Source organism: Amycolatopsis vancoresmycina, from assembly GCF_000716785.1.
Taxonomy (GTDB): domain Bacteria; phylum Actinomycetota; class Actinomycetes; order Mycobacteriales; family Pseudonocardiaceae; genus Amycolatopsis; species Amycolatopsis vancoresmycina.
In genome coordinates, this window is record NZ_JNYY01000021.1 from 75,047 (window position 1) to 98,272 (window position 23,226).

Here is a 23,226-nt window from a genome sequence, read left to right on the forward strand (position 1 = left end):
TGGGGCAATCACTTTCGGAAAGTTTCGACCCGTGAAACTTTCCCGCGCCCGTCCCCGCAACCCGCCCCCGGAAGCCGGTCGTGAGTGGTAAGGCGAGTTAGAACTCCCCTTACCACTCACGACCACGCCCGAACACGGACGGTTCGGGGTTGGGGAACCCGGGTTCTATTCGCGTACACCTATGGCGTCGATCGGCCGCGCCCGCAGCGCCACCGAGGTAGCCACCCCGATGGCCACCATCCCGAGCACCGCCGCACCCCCGATGATTCCGAAGTAGACAGACGCCCCACCGGCTGGAAGCGGATTCCCCCGCAGCGCAAAGTTCAACAGGGCCAACGGAACCACAGCCACCAGCGTCCCGAGAACAACCGCAATCCCCACGGTGGCAACAGCCTCCAGCCGCATCATCCGGGTAACCTGACGCCGGTTCATCCCCATCAACCGCAGCAGCGCGAACTCCCGCCCCCGCTGCGCAGTGGTCAGCACCAGCGTATTGGCCACCGAAATCGCAAGGTACCCCACGATAACCCCAGCCGCGACAAGGTTGAGGTAGAACTGAGCCTGCCGATCACCACCTTCCGGAGCGGCCAGAACGGACGCCGGAGCCACCACCACCCCCGGGTAAGGCAGCGCACTCAGCGCCGAAGCCACCGAACCGGCGTCCACCCCGGGCTGCCGCCGGACCAGCACCGAATCATCCAGCCGCCCACCGACGTGCTCCCGAGCCAGCGCAACCGGCAGCACGAAGTCACCGAACGCCAAATCGTGCGTGTAGGTAGCCACCAGCCGCAGTTTCGCCGGCACACCGTCCCCGAAGTAGAACGACACCTCATCACCGATCTTCTTGTCCAGCCAGTCCGCCTCGGACCGGCTGAGCGCCACGGTCTCCCCGGTGAGGTCGGTCAGCCGCCCGGCATCGACACCCAGCTCGAGGGCGGCCCCCGCCCGGTCGCCGGCCAAGCCCTGCGCAGGCGTCCGCTGCACTTCCACGCTGTCCCCCACCGGCGTAGCCGTGACGACGGACGTGCGAACCACCGGCGTCGCCGCGGCAACCCCCGGCACCCGCCCGGCCGCCTCGGCCACCTCCGGCGAAACCCCACCCGGCGCGGTCAGCACGTAGTCGGCCGTCGTCGACCGGGCCGTTTCCTGCTGCGCCGCCGCGGTGCTGGCCGTCGGCCCGTAGAACGTGGCGAGTGCGAACGCCACCGCCAGCATCAGCGGGGTCATCGCCGCCGCGACGCGCCGGGCGTTGGCCTGGGCGTTCGCCCCCGCCAGGTACCCGCTGATCCGGAAGAGCCGGGCCAGCACCGGGCCGAGGAACCGCACCACCAGCCCGGTGACCTGCGGACCGACCACGGCCAGCCCGATGACGATCACCAGGGTGGCCATCGTCGAGATCGCGGCGGCGATATCACCGTGCAGGAACAGCGGGACGAGCGCGCCGCCGAAGCCGGCCGCCACCAGACCCCAGCCGGTGAGCACCCGGACCCGGCCGAGCTCGCGCCGTTCAACCGCGGCCTCGCCCAGCGCCTCGACGGGCCGGATCGACGACGGCCGCCGCGACGCCGCCCAGGCGGCCAGCCGGGCCGCGCCCAGGCCGAGCAGGACCGCGGCCAGCAGCGGGAGCGGGCTGATCGCCAGCCCGAAGTCGGCCGGGATCACGCCGATCGCGGCGAAGGCGTCACGCAGGCCGGAGGCGACCGCCAGGCCCAGCACGCTGCCCAGCACCCCGGCGACGAGCGCGACCAGCGTCGTCTCGGTGCCGATGAGCTTGCGGATCTGCTTCGGGGTGGCCGCGACCGCCCGCAGCAGCGCGAACTCCCGGCGGCGCTGGTTGATGGTCAGCGCCAGCGTGCTCGCCACCACGAACACCGCGACGAGCAGCGCGAACCCGCCGAACGACCCGGCGATCGCCAGCAGCAGCACCCGCGTCTGGCTGACGTCGAGGAACTCGATGCTGCTGCGCTCGATGCCCGTGGTCACCTCGGCGCCGGCCACGACGGCGCGCACCCGGCCGGCGAGGGCCTCCGGCGCGACGCCCGGGTCGGCGAGGACGCCGACGGCGTGCACCTGCCCGGGCCGTCCGGCCAGCTCGGCGGCCCGTTCCGGGGTGAAGAACATCGAGGACTGGCGCGAGGTGCCGTCGACGACGCCGGTGACCTTGAACGTCTCCGGCACCGACCGGGTCATGATCCGCACCTGCCCGCCGATGCCGACGCCGGCCCGGCGCGCCAGGTCGGCGTCCAGCACGACGTCGCCGCCGGCCGCGGGCGCGTCGCCGCCGCGCAGGGTGAACGGCGCCAGCACCGCCGCGTCCCAGTTGTGGCCCAGCGACTCCCGCCCGCCGAGCACCTGCCCGTCGCGGGTGACGACCTGCGCCGGGAAGCTCTGTTCCGCGACCGCGGCGCGGACGCCGGGCACCGCGGCGATCCGGCCGGCCAGCGCCGCCGGCACCGACGGCTGCTCGCCGACCTGCTCGGAAGACAGGGCGTCGGCGCCGGGCGGGCGCACCGACTGGGTGCCACCGACGACGACGGCCGCGGCGGCGTACCGCTCGGTGGGGACGCCGGCGCGCAGGCCGGACTCCATGAGGATGCCGCAGGCCGCCATGAGCGCGGTGCCGCACAGGACGGCGAGGAAGGCGCCGGCGAAACCGCCGAGCCGGCTGCGGATCGTCTGCCAGGCGAGGGTCAGCATCGCTCACCACTCCCCGAGGTGCGTCATCCGCTCCGCCACCCGCTCGGGGGTGGGGTGCGCGAGGTGACCGGCCAGCTTGCCGTCGGCCAGGAAGAGCACGCCGTGCGCGGCCGAGGCGGCGACCGGGTCGTGGGTGACCATCAGGACGGTCTGCCCCATGCCCTCGACGACGGCGCGGAGCAGGTCCAGCACCTGCCGTCCGGTGCGGGTGTCGAGGGCGCCGGTCGGCTCGTCCGCGAGCACCACCTCGGGCCGGGTGACGAGCGCCCGCGCGATCGCGACGCGCTGCTGCTGCCCGCCGGACAGCTCCGCCGGGCGGTGCTCCAGCCGGTTCGCGATCCCCACGCCGTCGACGACCTCCCGCAGCCAGTGCGGGTCCGGCTTCTGCCCGGCGAGCCGCAGCGGCAGCGTGATGTTCTGCAGCACGTTCAGCGACGGCAGCAGGTTGTAGGCCTGGAAGACGAACCCGATGCGGGTGCGCCGCAGCCGGGTCAGCTCGCCTTCCTTCAGCCGGCCGATCTCGGTGCCGCCCAGCAGCACCCGCCCCGACGTCGGCCGGTCGAGGCCGGCCGCGCAGTGCAGGAAGGTGCTCTTGCCCGAGCCGGACGGGCCCATCACGGCGGTGAACGTCCCCCGCGCCACCCCGGCCGACACCCCGTCCAGCGCGGTGACCGCGCCGTCGCCGGAGCCGTACACCTTCCGCACCCCGGTCAGCTCCAGCGCGTACGCGCTCGCTGTGGTCATCTCTGTCCCCTTAAGACTGTCTCTTGCGTCCCAAGGAAAACTAGAAGCGCGAAGCCGCGGGTTCGATCCCGTGGAGAGGTGGATCGGGGGTAGCGCCAGCACCACCACGGTGGTGGGGTGGGACACTGCCCGGGTGACGACCCGCCTGCGTGAGTGCTGGTCGGCCGTTCGCTACCTGGTGATCGGCGCCGGCACGTCGATGCTCTCGATGTTCGCCCTCGTCGGGCTGTTCGCCGTGCTGCTGCTGTGCCCGTTCGGCATCGGCATCCCGTCGCTGACCCCGATGATCCGGCTTTCGCGCCTGCCCGTCGGGCTCGACCGCCGCCGGGCCGCGCGCAAGCTCGGCGAGCCGATCCCCGAGCCGTACCGCGACGGCTCCCCGCTCCGGGACCCCGCCACCCGCCGCGACCTCGCGTGGCTGCTGCTGCACGCGGCGACCGGGATGGTCATCGGCGCGCTGGCGTTCGGCCTGCCGCTGGGCGCGGTGCAGCAGGTCATCACGAGCTTCGTCTGGCCGCTGGTGCCCGGCGGGATCGAAGGCTCGGTGGGGATCGTCGTCGACTCCTGGCCGAAGGCCGGGCTGGACCTGCTGGTGGCCGCCGCCATGGTCGCGGCGACGCTGCAGCTGCCGCGCGTCGCCCGGTGGCAGGCCCGCACCGCGCGGAAGCTGCTCGCGCCCGCTCCCGGCGTCGTGCTGGCGGACCGGGTCGCCGAGCTGACCGCGACCCGGGCGGCGGCGCTCGAGGCGCACGGGGCCGAGCTGCGCCGCATCGAGCGTGACCTGCACGACGGCACGCAGGCGCGGATCGCGGCGGTCGTGCTGCAGCTGGGCATCGCCGGTCAGCTGTACGACCGCGACCCGGTCACCGCGCGTGACCTGCTGGTCAAGGCGCAGGACACCGCGACCGACGCGCTGGCCGAGCTGCGCACGGTCGTCCGGAGCATCTACCCGCCGCTGCTGAGCGAACGCGGCCTGGCCGGGGCGGTGCGCGCGCTCGCCGAGCGCAGCCCGGTGCCGGTCGCCGTCGACGTCGCGTACGAGACGGGCCGGCCGGCCGCGGTCGAGGCCGCCGCGTACTTCGTCGTCGCCGAGGTGCTGGCGAACGTGACCAAGCACGCCGACGCGTCCCAAGTGGACGTCGTGCTCGGCGGCACGGCGTCGCTGCTGTGCCTGGAGATCCGCGACGACGGCCGCGGCGGCGCGGACGAGTCCCGCGGCAGCGGGCTGGCCGGCATCCGCCGCCGCGCCGAAGCCTTCGACGGAACCCTGACCCTGACCAGCCCACACGGTGGGCCGACCGTGCTGCGAGTGGAGCTGCCATGCGGGTCGTGATCGCGGAGGACGACGCGCTGTTGCGCGAGGGCCTCGCGCTGCTGCTGAAGACGGCGGGCATCGAGGTGGTGGCGGCGGTCGACAACGCCGAGGACTTCCTGGCGTTCGTCGAGCAGGACCGCCCGGACGCGGTGGTGATGGACGTGCGCATGCCGCCGACCCACCGCGACGAGGGCCTGCGCGCGGCCGTGCGCGCCCGCGAGATCCACCCGGCGCTGCCGGTGCTGGTGCTGTCGGCGCACGTGGAGACGAGTTACGCGGTCGAGCTGCTCGCCGACGGCGTCGGCGGCGTCGGTTACCTGCTCAAGGAGCGCGTGGGCAAGGTCGAGCGGTTCCTGGACGCGCTCCAGCGGGTCGCGAAGGGCGGCACGGCGATGGACCCGGAGGTGATCGGCCAGCTGATGGCCCGCCGCCGCACCGCGGACCCCCTGGCGGCGCTGACCGCCCGCGAGCGCGAGGTGCTGGCGCTGATGGCGGAGGGCTACAACAACAGCACGATCGCCGAGCTCCTGGTGGTCAGCGACGGCGCGGTGCTCAAGCACATCCGCAACATCTTCGCGAAGCTCGGGCTGCCCTCGGACGAAGGCGCGGGACACCGCCGGGTGCTGGCGGTGCTGGCCTACCTGGGCCGGGATGCGGGGTAGCGCAGGCACTACCCCGCATCCGGGTGCGCACGGCATTTCCGGCGGGCCGTCGGCTGCCTAGCGTTCAGGACATGAACAACGACAACGTTTCGACGCGTTCTTCGAGCCCGGTCCTGCTGTGGCTGGTGCTGGTGGTCAGCGGAGCGGTCAACGCGGCCGGTCCCTTGGTGGGCCTGGGTTTGGTGCCCCGGATGGTGGCCGGCGCGATCGCCGTGGTGACGATCGGCCTGCTGATCACCCACTACGTCCGGCGCCGGCGCGCCTGAAGACCGCGAGGGCCGCGGCGACCAGCCCGGCGGCGGTCCAGAACGGGCTGAGGATCCCGAACAGGGCACCGGCGAGGAGGGGGCCGGCCGTGGCGCCGGCGTTGAGCGCCGCGGTCGCGTAGGAGCCGGCCATCGTCGGGGCACCGGTGGCCAGGTGCAGGATCCGCGTGATCACCGTGCCGCCGACCGCGAACGACAACGCGCCCTGCGTGAAGGCGAGGACGGGCAGCGCCGCGGGGACGAGGGCCAGCGTGACCCAGCCGGCGAGCAGCAGCACCCCACCGAGCGCCACGACCCGGCCGGGCCACCGGTCCGCGAGCCGGCCCGCGGCGGTCACCCCGGCGAAGCAGCCCACGCCGAACGCGCCGAGGACCACCGCCACGGGCGCGAGCCCGGCGGCGAGCGGCGCGAGGTAGGTGAAGACACCGAAAGTGGCCGCGTTGACCAGCGCGGCGAGCAGCAGCACCCCGGCGAGCGGGCGGAGTTCGGCCAGTTCGGCACGCAGCCCGGCGGGTTTCGTGCCGGCCGGGGTGTCGGGCACCCGCCACACCCCGGCGACGGCGGGCAGGCCCAGGAGGACGACCGCCCAGAACGCGGCACGCCACCCGAACGCGGCGGCCAGCACGGCACCACCGGGAACACCGGCAACGCACGCCACGGTGGTGCCGCCCAGCAGGACGGCGAGCGCCCGGCCCTGCCGCCCGGGCGGGACGAGCGCGGCGGCAGCGGTCAGGGCGACGGCGAGGAACCCGGCGTTGGCCACGGCGGCCACCAGCCGGGTGCCGACCAGGACGGCGAACGACGTCGTCAGCGCCCCACCGACGTGCGCGGCGACGAAGACGGCGAGGAAGCCCAGCAGCGCGGAGCGGCGCCGCCACGGCCGCGCGAGCGCGGCCATCAGCGGCGCCCCGGCGACCATGCCGAGGGCGAAGGCGGAAGTCAGGAAGCCCGCCTGCGCGAGGGAAACCCCGAGCGCGGCGGCGATGCCGGGCACCAGCCCGGCGAGCATGAATTCGGACGTACCCATGGCGAACACGGCCAGGGCGAGGAAGTACAGGGGCACACGAAACTCCAGGGAGCACGAGATCGGCGGACGATTTCGTGGTCACCCGGGAAGAACGGCGATTACCGGACTGCGCGGATGACCGGCAGCCCGGCCCTGGACGCTTCGGGGCTCGACACGCGGCCGACCCTACCGACCGGGACCTCCCCGCGGCGACCGGTTTACGGCCGCCCGGCGACCCGCCACGAGCCGCGTCCCAGCTCCTCCCCCCGTCACGACGCCGCGGCGCCCCGGAACCCCGCCCGGTAGGCCTGCGGGCTCGTCCCGACCACCCGCTTGAACCGTTCCCGGAACGCCGTCGGCGACCCGAAGCCGACCTGCCCCGCGATCCGGTCCACCGGCTCGTCCGTGGCCTCCAGCAGGTGCTGCGCCCGCCGGACCCTGGCCCGCAGCAGCCACTGCAGCGGGGTGGTGCCCGTCTGCTCGCGGAACCGGCGGTTCAGCGTCCGCGTGCTCATCCCCACCCGCGCCGCGATGGCCGGCAGCGTCAGCTCGTCCGCGGAGTTGCGCTCCAGCCACTCCAGCACCGGTTCCAGCTCCGATCCGCGCGGCACCGGCGGCGGGTCCTGGACGATGAACTGCGCCTGACCGCCTTCGCGCTCCAGCGGCATCACCGACAGGCGGGCCGCGTCGGCCGCCACGGCCGAGCCGTGGTCGCGGCGGATCAGGTGGAGGCACAGGTCGAGGCCGGCCGCCGCGCCCGCCGAACTGAGCAACCGGCCGTTGTCGACGTACAGCACGTCCGGGTCCACCTCCACCGCCGGGTGCAGGCGGGCCAGCTCGGCGGCCGCGGCCCAGTGGGTCGTCGCGCGCAGGCCGTCCAGCAGCCCGGTGGCCGCCAGGACGAACGCGCCCGAGCAGATCGACGCGATCCGCGCGCCCCGCGCCGCGGCCGTGCGCAACGCGGCCAGCACCTCGGGCGGCACCGGCGGGTTCGACGAGCGGCCCGGCACCATGATCGTGTCCGCGTCGGCGAGCCCGGCCAGGCCCCACGGCGGCCGCAGCGTGAACATCCCCGCGTCCACCTCGGGCGCCGGGCCGCAGATCCGGACCTCGTACGCCGGGGCGCCGTCCGGGAGGCGGGTGCGCGAGAAGACTTCGATGGGCGTCGCCAGGTCGAACGGGACGACCCGGTCCAGCGCGAGGACGGCCACGGTGTGCATGCCACCACGATAGATCGTCCACTAAGGACGGAGGCTGCGCAGCATCAGGTTCGCGAAGTGCTCGCCCACCTGCTCCCCCGACAGCTCGCCGTCGGCGTGGTACCACATGCCCAGCCGGTGGATGGCGCCGAAGTGGTAGTTGATCACCAGGTCGGCCGGGACGTCGGCGCGGAAGACACCGGTCCGCTGGCCCTCGGCGACCAGGTCACGCACCCGCTCGTGGTAGGTGCGCCGCTCGGCCCGCACCTGGACCTGCTTGGACTTTTCCAGCAGCGGGAACGACTGGAAGAACACCGTCGCCGCGTCGAGGTCGGCGATGCTCGTGACGACGACGTCGGCGACGATCGCGTGCAGCCGCTCCGGCAGCGGCAGGTCCGACTCGGCGATCGTCACCATCCGCCGCGTCTGCATCCGCAGCATGGCGGCGTAGATCTCGAACAGCAGGTCGTCCTTGGACTCGAAGTAGTGGTAGAGGCCGCCCTTGGTGACGCCGGCGGCCTCGACGATCTCCCGGACCGTCGTCGCCTCGAAGCCCTTCTCGGCGAACAGGCGCACCGCCGCCCGCACCACCTTCTCCCTGACCGTCATGGCGCCACCCTAAGCGAGCGGGGACCCGGCGAAGGTTCGACGGTGCCCGTGCCGACGCGCTCCCCCCAAGGTCGCGAATGACTCATTCGGGACGTCGGACGTCCCGAATGAGTCATTCGCGGCAGTGCGGGCGGGGCGAGCGGAGGCCGGCGGGTGGGCCGGGCCGCGGAACAGCCCGGCCCCGCCCTCACTTGCGCACCAGGTTCACCTGCTCCGGGGTCGCCCGCTCGCCGGTGTACGGCGTGATCGCGCCGGTGCCGCGGTCGGTGACGGCCGGTGGCTGGATCACCGTCGTCGTGGTGTCCGGATTGATCTTGAACACGTACGCGCCGGTGTAGCCGGAGTGCGACTCCTTCGAGAAGCCGAACGGCGTCAGGCCCGGTCCCTTCAGCGCGCCGGAGCTCATCGCGTCGACGACCTTCTGCCGCGTCGGGTCCGGTCCGGCCGCCTTGAGCGCCTGCCCGAACGTGTAGGCCTGCACCATGCCGAAGAGGACGGTGTTGGTGAACGGCTCCTTCGCGATGTACTTGTCGTGGATGCCCTTGAAGTAGGCCACCCACGGGTCCGACGTCTGGGCCACGTCCGGCAGGTAGCCGGTGCCGATCAGGCCGGCCAGCAGCTGCCCGCTCGACACGCTCGCGCCGCCGCGCTTGGCGAAGTCCTGCAGCAGCCCCGAAAGCGTCGCCGGGTCCGCGCCGATGCTGCTGACCACGAACTGCGGGTGGTAGCCGATCTTCGCCGCGGCCAGGATGGCCAGCGCGGTGAACGCCGGGATGCAGGCGCAGACGACGACCTCCGCGCCGGCACCCTTCAGCGCGGACAGCTGGGGCGTGACGTCGGTGTTGGCGCTGTCGTAGCCCTGCCGGACGACGGTCTGGTCCTTGACGAACTGGTCGAGCCCGGCCTGGGTGTCGCGGCCGACGTCGTCGTTCTGCGTGAAGTACCCGACCTTCTTGCCCGCGAGGTTCTCCTTGACGTACTTGCCCTGGATCTTGCCTTCGCGCGTGTAGTCCACCTGGTACCCGAAGGTCATCGGGTCCTTCTGCGGGTTGTCCCAGGCGAGCGCGCCGGACGACACGAGCAGGTCCGGGACGCCTTCGGAGTTCAGGTAGTCGACGACCTTCGAGTGCGTCGGCGTGCCGAGGCCGCCGACGATCGCGAACACCTTGTCCTGCAGCACGAGTTTCTTCACGACCTCGACGGTCTTCGTCGGGTTGTAGCCGTCGTCCTCCACCTTGTAGTCGATCTTGCGCCCGTTGATCCCGCCGCCGTCGTTGATCGCCTGGTACACCGCGCGGGCGCCGACGGAGATCTTGCTGTAGCCCGGCGCGGCCGGGCCGGTGAGCGGCTGGTGGGTGCCGATGACGACGGTGTCCTTCGTGACGCCGACGGCCGAGTCGGCGGCCTGCTGCCCGCCGCCGTCGCTCTCCCCCGCGCCCCCGCACGCGCTGAGCGTCAGGGCGGCGGCGGCGAAAACCGCGCCGATACTGGTCTTTCTCATGGTTCTCCTTCTCACTCGGCGGATCGGCGGAGAAGCCCGCGCAGCCACCGGAAACCGCCCTGGATGCCACGCGGGAAGGCGAGCACGACGACGATGAGGATCACGCCGTACACCGCGAGCGGGAGGTTGTTGGCCACGTCGGTGTTCAGGTGCAGCACGTCGGCGAGGTCCTCGGACCACGCCTGGAAGTACACGAGCGCGACCGCGCCCCACAGCGCGCCCCAGAGTGACCCGAGCCCGCCCAGCACCACCGCCGCCAGCAGGCTGAGCGACAGCGCGGGCGTGAACGAGCCCGGTGCGGCGGTGCCGAGCAGGAACGCCTGCAGGCCGCCGGCGAGGCCGCCGCAGACCGCACTGACCAGGAACGCGAGGATCTTGGTGCGGCCGACGGCGATCCCGCTCAGCGCGGCGGCGACCTCGTCGTCGCGGACCGCGCGGAAGTCCCGCCCGAGCCGGCCGCGAGCGATGTTCACCACCAGCACCAGGGCCAGCAGCACGCTGAGCCAGACGATCCAGGTCTGCCAGCGCAGCTCCGGCACGCCGATTCCGGCCGGTCTGCTGTGGACGGTGAAGCTCAACCCGTTGCTGCCGCCGAGAAAATCGGGGAACTTGCGGGTCAGCGCGGGCAGCCCGACGGCCAGCGCCAGGGTCGCCCCGGCGAGGTACGGGCCGCGCAGCCGGGCCGCGGCGGCGCCCGCCAGCAGCCCGGCGAGCCCGCCGGCGGCCGAGGCCAGCAGCAGGTCGGCCCACAGCGGGAACGACGGCACGTGCTTCACCAGCAGCGCGACCGTGTAGGCGCCGATGAACATGAAGGCGCCGTGGCCCAGGGAAACCTGGCCGGTGAGGCCGGTCAGCAGGGTCAGCCCGGCCACCGCGACCAGGTAGTAGCCGATGGTCGCGATCCGCAGGTTGGTGAACTCGTCGGTGACCAGGGTCAGCAGCACGACCACCGCGAGCGCCGCCAGTGCGGCCAGCGCGTGGACGAGCAGCGGCGGCAGCACGCGGCGTTTCTCCACCGGCTTCGCTCGGACGTCCGGGGTCCTGGTGCGCACGGTCATACCCGCCTCACCTTGGCCCGGCCGAACAACCCGCTGGGCCGCAGGGTCAGCACGACCACCAGGATGGCCAGCGCGGCGATCGTCACCATCTCCGGTCCGAAGTAGCCGGACACATAGGACAGTCCGACGCCGAGAACGAACCCGCCGGCGATGGTGCCCATCGGGTTGTCGAGGCCGCCGAGCACCGCCGCGGTGAGCGCGTAGACGAAGACGCCGTCCAGCACGTTCGGGAAGAGGAACGGCGGCGTGGCGAGCAGCCCGGCCAGCGAGCCGACGCCCGCGGCCAGGCCCCAGCCGGCGGTGAGCATCAGCCCGACCCGCACGCCGAGCGTGCGCGCCACCTCGGGGGCGAACGCGGCCGCGCGCATCCGCAGGCCCAGCGGCGTGTACTTGAACAGCACCAGCACGAGGGCGGCGATCGCGAGCACGACCAGGACGACGAACAGGTCGTTGGCGGAGAACCGGCCGCGGAAGTCGAAGGCGTACGGGAACGCCAGCGGTTCGTTGGACCAGATCATGCCCGCGACCGCCTGCAGCACCAGCAGAAGCCCGAGCGTGACGATGATCGAGCTCAGCTCGGAGCGGTGCCGCAGCGGCCGGATGAGCAGCCGTTCGGTGGCGACGCCCAGCACGGTCCCGGCGACGATCGCGACGGCGAACCCGAGCCAGTAGCTGCCCGTCGCCTTCGTCACCGAGTACGCGAGGTAGGTCGAGATCAGGGCGAGGGCGGGCTGCGCGAAGTTCACCACCCGGGTGGCCCGGTAGATGATGACCAGGGCGAGCCCGAGCGCCGCGTACACCGCGCCGGCCGAGATCCCGCCGAGGGTCAGGTCGAAGAAGTCCTGCATACCGGACCGGTCACCTCCATTGTGGACGGTCAGAACCCGAGGTAGGCGTGGCGGAGGCCGTCGTCGGCCAGCAGTTCCGCCGCGGTGTCGACGGCCACCACCCGGCCGAGCGCGAGGACGTACCCCCGGTCGGCGATCGACAGCGCGCTGTGCGCGTTCTGCTCGACGAGCACGACGGTGAGCCCGGTGGCCGCGCGCAGGTCACGCAGGATCCCCATGATCCGGGCGGTGATCAGCGGCGCGAGCCCGAGCGAGGGTTCGTCGAGCAGCAGCAGCCCGGGCCGGCTCATCAGGGCACGGCCGATGGCGAGCATCTGCCGTTCTCCGCCCGACAGCGTCGAGGCGGGTTTCGCCGCACGTTCGTCCAGGGCAGGGAAGAGCTCGTACACCTCCTTGCGCGCGGCGGCGCGGTCGGCGCGGTCACGCCGCCACAGCGCGCCCAGCCGGAGGTTCTCGTCGACGGTCAGCTCGGTGATCACCCCGCCGCCTTCGGGCACGTGCGCGACCCCGCCGCGCGCGATGCGGTCCGGCGGCAGGCCGGTGAGTTCCCGGCCGTCCCAGGTGATCCGGCCGCCGCGGGCGGGCTGCAGGCCGCTGATGGTCCGCAGCAGCGTGGTCTTACCGGCGCCGTTCGCCCCGAGCACGGCGGTGATCCCGCCGCGCTCGACGGTGACGCCGACGCCGTCGAGGGCCCGGACGGCGCCGTAGGCCACGGAAAGGTCTTCGATCTCAAGCACCGGGCGCCTCCTCGGCGGGGTCGCCGAGGTACGCCTCGGTCACGCGGGGATCGGCCTGGATCTCCGCCGGGGTGCCGGCCGCGATCACCTCGCCGAAGTTCAGCACCACCACCCGGTCGCAGACCTCCATCACCAGGTCCATGTGGTGCTCGACGAGCACCACCGCCATCTGCCGGCGCAGCGAGAGGATCAACGTCGAGAGCTCGTGGAGCTCGGCGGCCGAGAGCCCGCTCGCCGGTTCGTCGAGCAGCAGCAGGTCCGGTTCGGCCACCAGCGCCCTGGCGAGTGCGACGCGTTTGCGCACGCCGTAGGGCAGGACGCCGGGCAAGCGGCCGGCGAGGTCGGCGATGCCGAGCTCGCCGAGGACCGCGCGGGCCCGTTCGGCGAGGCCGGCTTCGTCGCGGGCAGCGCGGCCGGCGCCGGCGAGGGCCGGGAGCACGCCGGTCCGGGCGTGGCGGCTCGCGCCCGCCAGCACGTTCTCCAGCACGGTCAGCCCCGGGAACAGGCCGAGGCCCTGGAGCGTCCGGACGATCCCGAGCCGGGCGAGGTGCTCCGGCCGGTGCCGGACGAGTGGCTGCCCGCGCCAGAGCACGCGCCCCGCCTGCGGCCGGACGAAGCCGCAGATGACGTTGAACAGCGTCGTCTTGCCCGCGCCGTTGGGCCCGATGACCCCGACGACGGTGCCCGCGCCGACGCTCAGCCGGACGTCGTGCAGGGCGGTGAGACCGCCGAAGCGCACGGTCAGGCCGTCGGCCACGAGGAGGTCCTCGCCGGGAAGCGTCATCGTCGACCCTCTCACCATGTGGACACCGACGTACCGCGCGGTCGGTATGAAGAGACTGGGGTGCGACGGCGGTCGTGTCAAGGTGCGAAGCGCCGAAACCGGACTCGCCACCGGCGGTCCGAAAATTTCACGATGGCCGGCTACCGGGAAAACTTCCCGGTGGCACAACGAAAAGGGCGGGTGCGCGAACTCGCGCACCCGCCCTTCGCGGCCCGTCCCGGCTCAGCCGGTGCCGGCCTGCGGGGCGATCATCGAGGAGGCGTCGATCTTCGTCTGCACCACGCCCAGCTGCTGCAGCAGGTCCGGGACCCGCTGGATGCGGCGGGCGTCCAGAGTGGACCCGAAGGCCGGCATCACCATCAGGCTGGCGATGTCCTGGTCGACCTTGGCGTTGCGGACGACGAGCGGCTCGATCCGGGACCGGTCCACCGCGGCGCGCGTGGCGTTGACCATCGCGCGCTGGAACGCCTGCACCGTCTTCGGGTGATCCTGGACCCACTTGGCAGTGGCGCCGTAGCCGGTGAGGGGGAACGCCTGGGTGCTGCCGCTGGCCGCGTCGACCACCGGGTACGCGCCGGCGGTCTTGGCGGCCTGGGTGAGGAACGGTTCGGGCTGGTAGGCCGCGTCGACCCGGCCCTGGGCCAGCGCGGCACCCATCTCCGGCAGCGGCATCGGGACCCACTGCACCTTGCTCGCGTCGATGCCGTGGTCGTGCATCACCGACCGGGTCAGCACGTCCGAAGCCGCGTTCTTCGAGCTGATGGCGATGCGCTTGCCGACGAGGTCGTTCACGGTCTTGACCGGCGAGTTCGGCACGGTGACGACCTCGTTGCTGCGCGGGCTCGCCGACGTGCCGTCGGCCACCAGCTTGATGTCCGCGGTTCCGCTGTTCTTGGCCAGGAAGAACAGCGGGTAGGTGGACAGCGCGAGGTCGTCCTGGCCGCTCACCATGCGCTGCAGCGTTTCCTGGCCGCTGGCGCCGACGTCGGTCTGCACCTCGAGGCCCTCGGCCTTGAAGTACCCGCCCTCCTGCGCCAGCCACAGGGTGGCGAGGTCGACGGTGGTGAGGATCGCGACCCGGATCGACGGCTTTTCGACGGCACCGGCGGCGGTGGAGCCCTTGAGCTGGCTGCACCCGGTCACCAGGACGGCGATCAGGGCGAGCACGGCGAGCCGGCGCGTCGAGGGGCGTTGGGGCATGCCACTCCTCGGGGATGATTCTGCGGATCACGGAATACGGCTCGTTCGGCCGGGATCAGCCGGACTGTAGATGACGATTTCCCGGGCCGCAATTGCGTTGCCGAGAAATATGTCACGTCACGTTCACGCGAAAGAGTGACAAGAGGGCGATCGGGTTACCTACTGACAGCGTCAGTCCGCCCGAGGGGAACAAACCCACGTTGAGCAGGAAGGTTTCGTGATCTCGCCACCGCAGGTGACACCCGTCGCAGCCAGGCTCGACGGGTACGAGGACACCGAAAAGCGGCGGAAAACAGGGTCTCGACCACCGGCACGAGAAAGTCCACACAACCTCGACGATCCGATAGGTTTCCGAAGAAATCGAGCGGAATTCCGATTCTTGGACAATTCATGGACACTTGCCGGAATTGATCGAGAATGGGGAACCGAACCCTGCGGCCGGACACCTTCCGGCGACGGACGCCCTGCTCGCGGCGGGTTGTCCGACAGGTCCGGACGGGTCAATCCGGCAGCGGCCGATCGGACCAGCCGGCGTGCTTCGGGGGCCGGGACGCGATTTTCGCGGCCGCCGCCGGGTCGTCGGCGAATTCGGCGCGGAACACCCCCCGCCAGCGCACCGGAAATCAGTTAGCAGGCGGCACGAAGCGGCGCAGGCCGGGAGTGGCCGCACCGACCGCCATGACCGCCACGAGGCACAGCACCCCGCCGCTGACCAGCGCGAACGTCCCGGAGGTCGCGCCGGCGACGAGCCCGCCGCGCAGGTTGCCGACGTCCGGACCGGCCTGGCCGACGATCTGCTCGGCCGCGGCGACCCGGCCCAGCAGCGCGTCCGGGGTGGCCAGCTGGACGAGCGCACCGCGCGAGACCACCGAGACCGTGTCGGCGGCGCCCGCGACGACGAGGCAGGCCAGTGCGGGCCACGCGCCGGGCGCCAGGCCGAACCCGGCGAGCGCGACGCCCCAGGCGGCCGCCCCCGCGAGCATCACCCGGCCCGGCCGCGCCCGCCGCGTGAAGGTGCCGGAGAGCACCGACGCCGCGACCCCGCCGGCCGCGACGGCGGAGAGGAACAGGCCGAGGGTGCGCGGGTCGCCGCCGAAGCGTTCGGCGTTGACCAGCGGGAAGAGGCTGATCGGCATGGACAGGACGGTGGCGGCCAGGTCGGTGAGCAGCGCACCCCGCACGACGGGCGTCCGCACGAGGAAGGCGAGGCCGTCGAGCACCCCGCCCACGCCGGGCCGCGCTGGTTCGCCGCCGGGCCGCATCTCGGGCAGCCCGAAGAGGCCGTAGAAGGCCATGCCGAAGGTGAGCGCGTCGACGACGTAGCAGCCGCCGACGCCGAAGAGCCCGAGGAAGAGCCCGCCGAGCGCCGGGCCGAGCAGCATCGCGCCCTGGAAGGCGATCCGGTTCAGCGCGAGCCCGGCGGCCAGTTGTTCCGGCGGCAGCAGCCGCGGGACGAAGGTGCGCGCCGCCGGGCCGCCGAGTGCGACGAAACAGGACTGCCCGGCCACCAGCCCCAGCACGACGACCACCGGCACGCGGTCGGCAAACCCCTGCACGGCGAGCAAGACCGAGCAGCCGGCCTGCCCGGCGGTGGCGACGAGCGCCACCTTCCGCCGGTCGGCGCGGTCGACGAGCGAGCCGGCGAACAACCCGAACACGACGAGCGGAAGCGCCTGCGCCAGCCCGACGGCCCCGGTCCACACGGTGCTCCGGGTCTGGTCCCAGACCTGGAACATCACGGCGACGAGGGTCATCTGGGACCCGAAGCCGGAGAAGGCGCGGCCCACCCAGAGCCGCCGGAACGCCGGAGAGGTGCGAAGGGGAACGAGGTCGACGAGGGCGCGGGTCAGCACGGCCGGATCACGCACCCGATCGTAACAGTGCTTATGCATCTTCGGCGCGGGTTCGCCCGGCCCGGTCTCGCGGCGATGGAACCCCCGGGACAGCGCCCGAACCGGGACGAGCACGCACCCCGCGCCGGCGTGCTCGTCCCGGCGGACCCGCGCCGCGCTACGCCTCCGTCAGCCTCGGCGGCGGCCCGGCCAGCGCCGAAATCAGGTAACCCGCCCGCAGCACCGCGTCGCGCAGCAGCGCCGTGCTGTCCTGGGCGCGGGCCGGGGTGAGCACGAACCCCGCGCTGGTGTGCTCGCCCCAGCCCGTCATCACCTGCGGCTCGCCGAACCCGCGGATCGGGCACGGCAGCGGTGGCGCCACCGGCACGTGGCCGTCGCTGACCAGCAGGCTGACGTCGGCCGGCTCCGCCTGGTCCGGCACCGCGTGCGCGGCTCGGTCCGGCGGGGCCTGGTGCGCCACGACGAGTGCCCGCGGGACCCCCAGTCCCGCGGCCACCCGCCGCTGGGCCAGCCGGTAGGCGACGAGCGCGCCGAGCCCCGCGCCGAACAGCACGTGCGGGCGGGCCAGTGCCCCGGCCAGTTCCGCGGCCAGTGACTCCACCAGCAGCCACATGTCCCGGTACGGGTGCTCCTCCCGGCGGCCGCCCCGGCCGGGCAGCTCGACGACGTGCACCGCGATCCGGGGATCGCGCCAGGCCCGGTAGCGGCCCGCCGCTTCGCCGCCCTCCGGGAAACACACGAACAACAGGCGCTCCGCGTCGTCTCGGTCCACCCCGTGGCCTCCCTTCCCAGCTGTCCACGGCTAGGGTCGATCACGGCACTTCCGTTCCGCTTCGGTCCGCCTTCCGGGGGTATATGTGCGCTACCGCCTGCTCGGGCCGATCACCGTTCCCGGCGAAAGCGGCCCGGTCCCGCCCGGCGGCCGGAAGCAGACGTCCGTGCTGGCCGCGCTGCTGCTCACCCCGAACCGGGTCGTCACCGAAGACCGCCTCATCGACCTGACCTGGGGCGCGGACGCGCCGCCGAGCGTGCGCGGGCGGCTCCAGGTGCACATCTCGGAACTGCGGAAGCTGCTCGGCCGGGACGTGATCGTGCGCCGCGCGTCCGGCTACCTGATCGAGGTCGCCCCCGGCGAGCGCGACCTCGACGTGTTCGAGGACGAGGTCGCGAAGGCCAGGGCGACGTCCGGGCCGGACGCCGTCGCGCACCTGCGGGCCGCGCTGGCGCTATGGGAGGGCACCCCGCTCGGCGGGGTGAGCGACGAGCTGGCCGCGCACGAAGGCCCGGCGCTGGCCGAACGCCGGCTCGTCGTGCTGGAGGAGCTGTACGAGCAGGAGCTCGGGTCGGGGCGGCACGCCGAGGTCGTCGGGGAACTGCGGCGGCTGGTCGACGAGCACCCGTTCCGCGAACGCCTCCGTGCCGCGCTGATGCTCGCGCTGCACCGCTGCGGCCGGACCCCGGAGGCCCTGGAGACGTATGCGCGGGCGCACGAGCTGCTGGTCGACGAGCTGGGCATCGAACCCGGCCAGGCGCTGCAGGACCTGCGGCTGCGGATCCTGCGCGGCGAAGGCGAACCGGCGCCGCCCGCCGCCCCGGTCGCGCCGCGGCCCGCCGAGCTGCCGCTGGACGTCCGCGGGTTCGCCGGCCGCGCGCCGGAGCTGGCCGCGCTCGACGAACCCGGTGACGTCTGGGTGATCACCGGCACCGCGGGCGTCGGCAAGACCGCGCTGGCCGTGCACTGGGCCCACACCGCGCGGACGCGCTACCCCGACGGCCAGCTGTACGTGAACCTGCGCGGCTTCGACGCCGACGACGAGCCGCTCACCCCCGCCGCCGCGCTCGCGCAGCTGCTGCGCACCCTCGGCGTCGACCTGCGGGACGTGCCGCCGGGGGTCGACGACCAGAGCAAGCTCTACCGGTCGCTGCTGGCCGACCGGCAGGCGCTGGTCGTGCTGGACAACGCCCGCGACACCGCGCAGGTGCTGCCGCTGCTGCCGTCGTCGGGCCGGGTGCTGGTGACCAGCAGGCACCGGCTCGACGAGCTCGTCGCCCGCGTCGGCGCGCGGTCGCTGGGGCTGGCGCAGCTGCGCGAGGAGGACTCCCGGGCGCTGCTGACCGCCCTGCTCGGCGACCGGACGGCCGCCGAACCGGAGGCGGCCGCCGAGCTGGCCCGCCTCTGCGGCCACCACCCGCTGGCCCTGCGGATCGCCGCGGCGAACACCGGCGTCGCCAGCATCGGCGAGCTGGTCGACGAGCTGCGCGGCGACCCACTGGCCCAGCTCGGCTTCGACGGGGACGGCGAAAGCGCCGTCGCCAAGGCGTTTTCGGTGTCGTACCAGGCGCTGCCGCCCGGGCTGCGGCAGGCGTTCCGGCTGCTCGCGCTGGTGCCGGGCACCGACTTCACGGCCGTCGACGCGGCGGCGCTGCTGGCCACGCCGGCCGAGGACGCGACGCGCCGGCTGCGCGGGCTGACCGCGGCGAACCTGCTCGAGGCGCACGCGCCCCGCCGCTACCGGTTCCACGACCTCGCCCGCCGCTACGCCGAGCAGTGCGTCCGCGCCGAGGAGGACGAACCGGCGCGCGAGGAGGCCTGGGCGCGGTTGTTCACCGGTTACTGCGCGGCCGCGGACGCGGCGGTGGCGCTGCTGGGCGCGCGGATCGTGGCGCTCCCCCGCGAGGACGCGCCGTCGGCGCCGAGCCCGGTCGTCTTCGCCGACGCCGCTTCGGCCGTGGCCTGGCTGGACGTCGAGGTGCCGAACCTGTCGGCGGCGCTGCGGCAGGCCGCGGCGCGCGGGCCGTACCCGGGCGCCTGGTACCTCGCCGACGCGTTGCGGCGGTTCTTCCACGACCACGGCCGCCGCGCGGAGTGGCTGGAGCTGGCCCCGATCGTGCTGCGCGCGGCGCAGGACAAGGGCGCACAGCCCGCCGAGGCGCTGGTGCAGCTGTCGATCGGCGGCGCGTACTTCCGCGAAGGCCAGCACGAAGCAGGCATCCGGCACTCGGAGAAGGCGGTGCTGGCCAGCCGGGCGTGCGGCTGGCGGCAGTGCGAGGCGACGGCGGTCGCGAACCTCGGCGCGATGCTGGAGTGGACCGGGCGGCTGTCGGAGGCGGTGGAGCACAGCCGGCGCGCGATCCAGCTGTTCCGCGAGCTGGCCAACCGGTCGGGTGAAGCACTGGCGCTGAACTCGCTGAGCTGCCACTACCGCCAGCTGGGCCGGCTGGAGCAGGCGGAGGACTGCCTGGTCGAGGCGATCGCGCTGGCCCGCAAGGAGGACCTGGCGTTCTGGGAGGCGGCCAACCTCGCCGACCTCGGCTCGATCCTGCTCGCCACGGGCCGGCTGGAGCAGGCCGGGGAGGTGCTGGACCAGGCGTTGCAGGCGTTCCGGGAGGTGGGGTCCAGCTTCGGCGAGGCGACGACGCTGAACGTGGTGAGCGCCCTCCGGATCGCCCACGGCGACCACGCGGCGGCGGTGGCCACCGCGGAAGCGGCCCTGGAGTGCGTCCGCCGCGACGGCGACCGCCAGGTCGAGGCGGCGGCGCTGATCGCGCTGGGCCGGGCCGAGGAGGGCCGGGGCGACCTCGGCGCGGCGGAGCGCGTCCTGCGCGAGGCGAGGGCACTGACGGCGGAGTCGGGCCTCCGCGGCCAGCTGGCGGAAGCGGCCGCAACGCTGGCCAGGGTCCTGGCGGCGGGCGGCCGGGCGACCGAGGCGGGCGAGCACGCCCGGACGGCCCTCGACGCGGCCCGCGCGGGCGGCTTCCGCGTGGTGGAAGCGGAGGCGCTGCTGGGCTTGGCGGCGGTCCAGGCAGCGGCGGGCCGCTCGATGCTGGCGGAGGGAACGGCCCGCGAGTCGCAGGGGCTGTACCGCGCGGTGGGCCACGTGACGGGCGAGGCGGTCGCGGCCCAGTTCCTGGCCCGCCTGAGCGGCCGAGCCACAGGCTAACCGCGCCCCAGGCCGACCGCGGCGCAGTTCCTGGCCCGCCTGAGCGGCCAAGCCCCAGGCCGACCGAGCCCCAGCCCGACCCGCGCCCCAGGCTGAGCGACGCCTCCGGCCCCCGGTATCCAGCTTACCGGCGACGACCGACAGTTCCGGCCGATCCGCCCCGGTGGTCGTGAGTGGTAAGGCGAGTTCTAACTCGCCTTACCACTCACGACCACCGGGCTGGGGCAAGCCGGGGAAAAGCGGCTTTGCCGCGGCTTTGCCCCGCCGCTCCCCGACCTGGTCTCAGCCGCGGCGGGTGTTACCTCCGTGGGCGCCGCGCGACATACTGAAGTCATGCCCCGTCCGAAACACGTTCCCGCGAGCGATCTGCGCCTCCCGGACGCGCTGCAGCCGGGGCGGCCGAAAGGCGACCAGCTGCGCGAAATCCTGGAAAGCGTCGCGACCGAAGCCGGGCCCGGGCGGCTGATGCCGTCGGAACGGTTCCTCGCCGAGCACTTCCAGGTGGCGCGCGGCACCGTGCGGCAGGAGGTCAACCGGCTGGTCGCCGACGGCGTCCTCTACCGCCAGCACGGCACCGCGACGTTCACCGCCGAACGGCAGGCCGCGCACATCGACATGCTGACCTCGTTCACCGAGGACATGCAGGCCCGCGGCGTGGTCCCGAAGACCAAGGTGCTGCACGCCGAGGTCGAGAGCGCGGGCCCGCGCATCGCCGGCCGGCTCAACGTGCCGCCCGGTGCGCGGGTGTTCCGGCTGGAACGGCTGCGGTACGTCGAGGACGAGCCGTTCGCCGTCGAACGCACCAACCTGTCCGTCGACCGGTTCCCGGACATCGAGCTGTTCGACTGGGAAACCCAGTCCCTGCACCGCACGATCGAGGAACGCTGGGGCGTCCGCGCCGAGTGGAACGACACCGCGATCTCCGCGGTACTGCCGAACACCAGCGACGCGGCCCTGCTCGGCATCGAAGCCACCCAGCCGTGCCTGATCATCGAAGGCACCCTGCACGACCAGAGCGGCGGCGTCATCGAAGCCGGCCGGTCGCTGTACCGGGCCGACCGCTACACCGTCTTCACCCAGGCGCGGCGCAGCCCGGCCTCCTGAGGCGTCAACAGCCGGACTGGTGCGCCCGCAGCACCCGCAGGCAGTGCTCCACCAGCACGTCCGGGGACTCCGGGCCGAACAGCGTCACGTACGACTCGTAGATCCCGTCGCGGTGGCCGTCGGCGTCCGGCAGGTAGCCCAGGTACCCGTCCGTGTAGCCGATCACCCGCGTGTGGCGGAACGGGCTGCCGCGGCGGATGCGCAGGCCCAGCGACGCGAACAGCTCGAACGGCGTGTGCAGCCAGGCGATCTCCCCCAGCGACACCACGCTGACCGGCACCTCGGCGCAGCCGGTGGGCCGGCCGCCCGCCGCCATCGTCGCGAGCATCGCGCAGCCCTCGTAGCGGGTCTGCGCGATGCGGACCGCCGGGTGGTCCTCGCCGTGGCGGGCCAGCTCGCGCTGCCACTCCGCCTCCGCCGCGTCGCGCAGCTCCACGCTGTCCTCCAGCGACGGCACCTCGCGGTAGGGCAGGTGCAGCGTGGACCGGGTCAGCCGGACCGGGCCGGCGGCCGCGGCCGGTGACGACACCGCCGCGAGCGTTCGCGCGATCGACGTCGCCAGGTGGCCGCCGAGCGTGCGGACCTCGGCGTGGTCGCGGCCGCGGCGGACGAACCGGGAGCTGGCGTCGCCCGCCGCACCCTGCAGGAACGCCGCCACCGGCTGCCCGACCAGCGTCGCCAGCTCGCGACGGGTCGCGCCCGGCCAGTCCGCCGACCAGGCGAGGTTGTCCGGGCCGAGCACGGTGGGGTGGCTCGCGTAGTCGAACAGCAGCGCGGCCGGGCTGCCGTCGTCGCGGCGCAGTTCGAGGACGCCGAACGACGTGTCGTGCGGCCCGTCGGGCCGGTAGCGGTTGCCGCCGACGGCCTCCGTCTCGCCCGCGTGCCAGCGCGCCCGCACCCGGCCGCGGCAGGCGCGCAGCCGCAGCGCGGCGCCGGTGACCTTCTCCGCCATCCGGCCGACCAGCCCGGCGTCGCGCTGCCCCGGCAGCCCGGGGTGCAGCTGGCCGGTCCAGCCCTCCGGCCCGGAATGCGTGTGCGACGCGCAGACCAGCACCCGGTCGGGGTCGATCTCCACCGCCGCGGCGACCGCGTCGGCCAGGATGCGGGTCAGTCCGGCGTCGACCGCCAGCGCGTCCAGCGCCACCCACACCACGCCGGGGTCGTCCTCGGTGGACAGCCAGATCAGCGACGCCTCGAGGTCGTCGTGCGTGCCGGTCGCGACGCCGTGTCTCGCCAGGTAACCGCCGAGCCGGTGCCCGGGTCCCGGCGTGATCCGGACGTCTTGCGCGGCCAGCAGGAGCGCGGCGGTCACCAGGTCGATTCCAGGACGTCGACGACGCCGTCGCGGCCGGCGGCGCGGGCCACCCCGGCGAGCTCGGTGACGTCGTCGGTCGTGTGCAGCAGGACTTCCAGCAGCATCGGCAGGTTCAGCCCGGAGACCAGCTCGATGCGCGGGCCGGGGCCGGCGGCGAGCGCGCGGACGGCGTTGAACGGCGAGCCGCCGTGCAGGTCGGCGAGCACGAGCACGCCGTCGGCGTCGTGGGCGAGCTCGAGCACCCGGCGGCCGAACTCCTCGGGGCTGTCGCGCGGGCTCAGCTCGCACACCTTCAGCCGCGACTGCGGGCCGAGGATCATCTCGGCGGCCTCCCCGACACCGGAGGGCAGGCGGCCGTGACCGGCCAGGATGATCGGGACGGACATG

General features: G+C 73.6%; 20 protein-coding genes. 5 read left to right on the forward strand and 15 right to left on the reverse strand.

The annotated features are described in order from the left end of the window. Positions 1-165 precede the first annotated feature (165 nt). Both OO60_RS36660 and OO60_RS36665 read right to left on the reverse strand, forming a co-directional pair. Positions 166-2,697 carry an FtsX-like permease family protein gene (locus OO60_RS36660; protein ID WP_081911300.1) on the reverse strand — a complete coding sequence of 844 codons (2,532 nt, stop codon included), beginning with the start codon at positions 2,695-2,697 and terminating at the stop codon, positions 166-168. A gap of 3 nt (positions 2,698-2,700) precedes the next feature. Further along, positions 2,701-3,441, reverse strand: coding sequence for an ABC transporter ATP-binding protein (locus OO60_RS36665; protein ID WP_003086470.1), 741 nt, complete (start codon positions 3,439-3,441; stop codon positions 2,701-2,703). A 133-nt stretch (positions 3,442-3,574) separates the two neighbouring features. Here OO60_RS36665 and OO60_RS36670 point away from each other — a divergent pair, with 133 nt between their 5' ends. The 3 genes from OO60_RS36670 (at position 3,575) to OO60_RS36680 (ending at position 5,684) form a co-directional block, all read left to right on the forward strand. Further along, positions 3,575-4,774, forward strand: coding sequence for a sensor histidine kinase (locus OO60_RS36670; RefSeq protein ID WP_033263071.1), 1,200 nt, complete (start codon positions 3,575-3,577; stop codon positions 4,772-4,774). After that, entirely contained in the window at positions 4,762-5,418 is a 657-nt protein-coding gene (locus OO60_RS36675) for a response regulator (protein ID WP_033263072.1), read from the forward strand. The genes OO60_RS36670 and OO60_RS36675 overlap by 13 nt, the downstream gene beginning before the upstream one ends. Before the next feature lie 71 nt (positions 5,419-5,489). After that, a complete protein-coding gene (locus tag OO60_RS36680) occupies positions 5,490-5,684 on the forward strand; it encodes a hypothetical protein (protein WP_003086473.1) in 195 nt (64 codons plus the stop codon). Here the strand turns inward: OO60_RS36680 and OO60_RS36685 are convergent. The 11 genes from OO60_RS36685 to OO60_RS36735 form a co-directional block, all read right to left on the reverse strand. Then, complete coding sequence (locus tag OO60_RS36685) at positions 5,653-6,759, reverse strand: MFS transporter (RefSeq protein ID WP_420835562.1); 1,107 nt, start codon at positions 6,757-6,759, stop codon at positions 5,653-5,655. The genes OO60_RS36680 and OO60_RS36685 overlap by 32 nt on opposite strands. 200 nt (positions 6,760-6,959) lie before the next feature. Next, on the reverse strand, positions 6,960-7,910 hold the full coding sequence (locus tag OO60_RS36690) for a GlxA family transcriptional regulator (RefSeq protein WP_003086477.1): 951 nt from the start codon (positions 7,908-7,910) through the stop codon (positions 6,960-6,962). 21 nt (positions 7,911-7,931) lie between these two features. Then, complete coding sequence (locus tag OO60_RS36695) at positions 7,932-8,498, reverse strand: TetR/AcrR family transcriptional regulator (RefSeq protein WP_003086479.1); 567 nt, start codon at positions 8,496-8,498, stop codon at positions 7,932-7,934. Positions 8,499-8,685: 187 nt separating this feature from the next. Then, positions 8,686-9,999 carry an ABC transporter substrate-binding protein gene (locus OO60_RS36700; RefSeq protein WP_003086481.1) on the reverse strand — a complete coding sequence of 438 codons (1,314 nt, stop codon included), beginning with the start codon at positions 9,997-9,999 and terminating at the stop codon, positions 8,686-8,688. Between the two features lie 11 nt (positions 10,000-10,010). Beyond that, complete coding sequence (locus tag OO60_RS36705) at positions 10,011-11,057, reverse strand: branched-chain amino acid ABC transporter permease (RefSeq protein WP_033263073.1); 1,047 nt, start codon at positions 11,055-11,057, stop codon at positions 10,011-10,013. Beyond that, positions 11,054-11,905, reverse strand: a complete 852-nt coding sequence (locus tag OO60_RS36710; RefSeq protein WP_033263074.1) for a branched-chain amino acid ABC transporter permease — start codon at positions 11,903-11,905, stop codon at positions 11,054-11,056. The genes OO60_RS36705 and OO60_RS36710 overlap by 4 nt, the downstream gene beginning before the upstream one ends. Positions 11,906-11,934: 29 nt before the next feature. After that, positions 11,935-12,642, reverse strand: coding sequence for an ABC transporter ATP-binding protein (locus tag OO60_RS36715; protein ID WP_033263075.1), 708 nt, complete (start codon positions 12,640-12,642; stop codon positions 11,935-11,937). Continuing rightward, the gene (locus OO60_RS36720) at positions 12,635-13,426 is read right to left on the reverse strand and encodes an ABC transporter ATP-binding protein (protein WP_033263076.1); all 792 of its coding nucleotides are present in this window, start codon (positions 13,424-13,426) and stop codon (positions 12,635-12,637) included. The genes OO60_RS36715 and OO60_RS36720 overlap by 8 nt, the downstream gene beginning before the upstream one ends. A gap of 222 nt (positions 13,427-13,648) precedes the next feature. Next, positions 13,649-14,626, reverse strand: a complete 978-nt coding sequence (locus tag OO60_RS36725) for an ABC transporter substrate-binding protein (protein ID WP_003072708.1) — start codon at positions 14,624-14,626, stop codon at positions 13,649-13,651. A gap of 623 nt (positions 14,627-15,249) precedes the next feature. After that, positions 15,250-16,494: an MFS transporter gene (locus OO60_RS36730; protein ID WP_244885632.1), complete on the reverse strand. Its 1,245-nt coding sequence runs from the start codon at positions 16,492-16,494 to the stop codon at positions 15,250-15,252. A gap of 142 nt (positions 16,495-16,636) precedes the next feature. After that, positions 16,637-17,251, reverse strand: a complete 615-nt coding sequence (locus OO60_RS36735; protein ID WP_003066634.1) for a thioesterase II family protein — start codon at positions 17,249-17,251, stop codon at positions 16,637-16,639. An 85-nt stretch (positions 17,252-17,336) separates the two neighbouring features. On the opposite strand from OO60_RS36735, the gene OO60_RS36740 reads away from it, so the two are divergent. Both OO60_RS36740 and OO60_RS36745 read left to right on the forward strand, forming a co-directional pair. Continuing rightward, a complete protein-coding gene (locus OO60_RS36740; protein ID WP_033263077.1) occupies positions 17,337-20,420 on the forward strand; it encodes an AfsR/SARP family transcriptional regulator in 3,084 nt (1,027 codons plus the stop codon). 333 nt (positions 20,421-20,753) lie between these two features. Continuing rightward, positions 20,754-21,524 (forward strand): GntR family transcriptional regulator, encoded by a 771-nt coding sequence (locus OO60_RS36745; RefSeq protein ID WP_004562118.1) that lies wholly within the window; start codon positions 20,754-20,756, stop codon positions 21,522-21,524. Between the two features lie 4 nt (positions 21,525-21,528). Here the strand turns inward: OO60_RS36745 and OO60_RS36750 are convergent, their stop codons facing one another. Together OO60_RS36750 and OO60_RS36755 are read right to left on the reverse strand one after the other, a co-directional pair. Beyond that, entirely contained in the window at positions 21,529-22,836 is a 1,308-nt protein-coding gene (locus OO60_RS36750; RefSeq protein WP_004562119.1) for a hypothetical protein, read from the reverse strand. Further along, a complete protein-coding gene (locus OO60_RS36755; protein WP_004562120.1) occupies positions 22,833-23,225 on the reverse strand; it encodes a PTS sugar transporter subunit IIA in 393 nt (130 codons plus the stop codon). The genes OO60_RS36750 and OO60_RS36755 overlap by 4 nt, the downstream gene beginning before the upstream one ends. Position 23,226 lies beyond the last annotated feature (1 nt).

Bases quoted from the DNA above. Each gene is read 5' to 3' on its own strand.
- OO60_RS36660 (WP_081911300.1), bottom strand. From the start codon at position 2,697: ATGCTGACCCTCGCCTGGCAGACGATCCGCAGCCGGCTCGGCGGTTTC.
- OO60_RS36665 (WP_003086470.1), bottom strand. From the start codon at position 3,441: ATGACCACAGCGAGCGCGTACGCGCTGGAGCTGACCGGGGTGCGGAAG.
- OO60_RS36675 (WP_033263072.1), top strand. From the start codon at position 4,762: ATGCGGGTCGTGATCGCGGAGGACGACGCGCTGTTGCGCGAGGGCCTC.
- OO60_RS36680 (WP_003086473.1), top strand. From the start codon at position 5,490: ATGAACAACGACAACGTTTCGACGCGTTCTTCGAGCCCGGTCCTGCTG.
- OO60_RS36690 (WP_003086477.1), bottom strand. From the start codon at position 7,910: ATGCACACCGTGGCCGTCCTCGCGCTGGACCGGGTCGTCCCGTTCGAC.
- OO60_RS36695 (WP_003086479.1), bottom strand. From the start codon at position 8,498: ATGACGGTCAGGGAGAAGGTGGTGCGGGCGGCGGTGCGCCTGTTCGCC.
- OO60_RS36700 (WP_003086481.1), bottom strand. From the start codon at position 9,999: ATGAGAAAGACCAGTATCGGCGCGGTTTTCGCCGCCGCCGCCCTGACG.
- OO60_RS36705 (WP_033263073.1), bottom strand. From the start codon at position 11,057: ATGACCGTGCGCACCAGGACCCCGGACGTCCGAGCGAAGCCGGTGGAG.
- OO60_RS36710 (WP_033263074.1), bottom strand. From the start codon at position 11,905: ATGCAGGACTTCTTCGACCTGACCCTCGGCGGGATCTCGGCCGGCGCG.
- OO60_RS36720 (WP_033263076.1), bottom strand. From the start codon at position 13,426: ATGACGCTTCCCGGCGAGGACCTCCTCGTGGCCGACGGCCTGACCGTG.
- OO60_RS36725 (WP_003072708.1), bottom strand. From the start codon at position 14,626: ATGCCCCAACGCCCCTCGACGCGCCGGCTCGCCGTGCTCGCCCTGATC.
- OO60_RS36745 (WP_004562118.1), top strand. From the start codon at position 20,754: ATGCCCCGTCCGAAACACGTTCCCGCGAGCGATCTGCGCCTCCCGGAC.
- OO60_RS36755 (WP_004562120.1), bottom strand. From the start codon at position 23,225: ATGTCCGTCCCGATCATCCTGGCCGGTCACGGCCGCCTGCCCTCCGGT.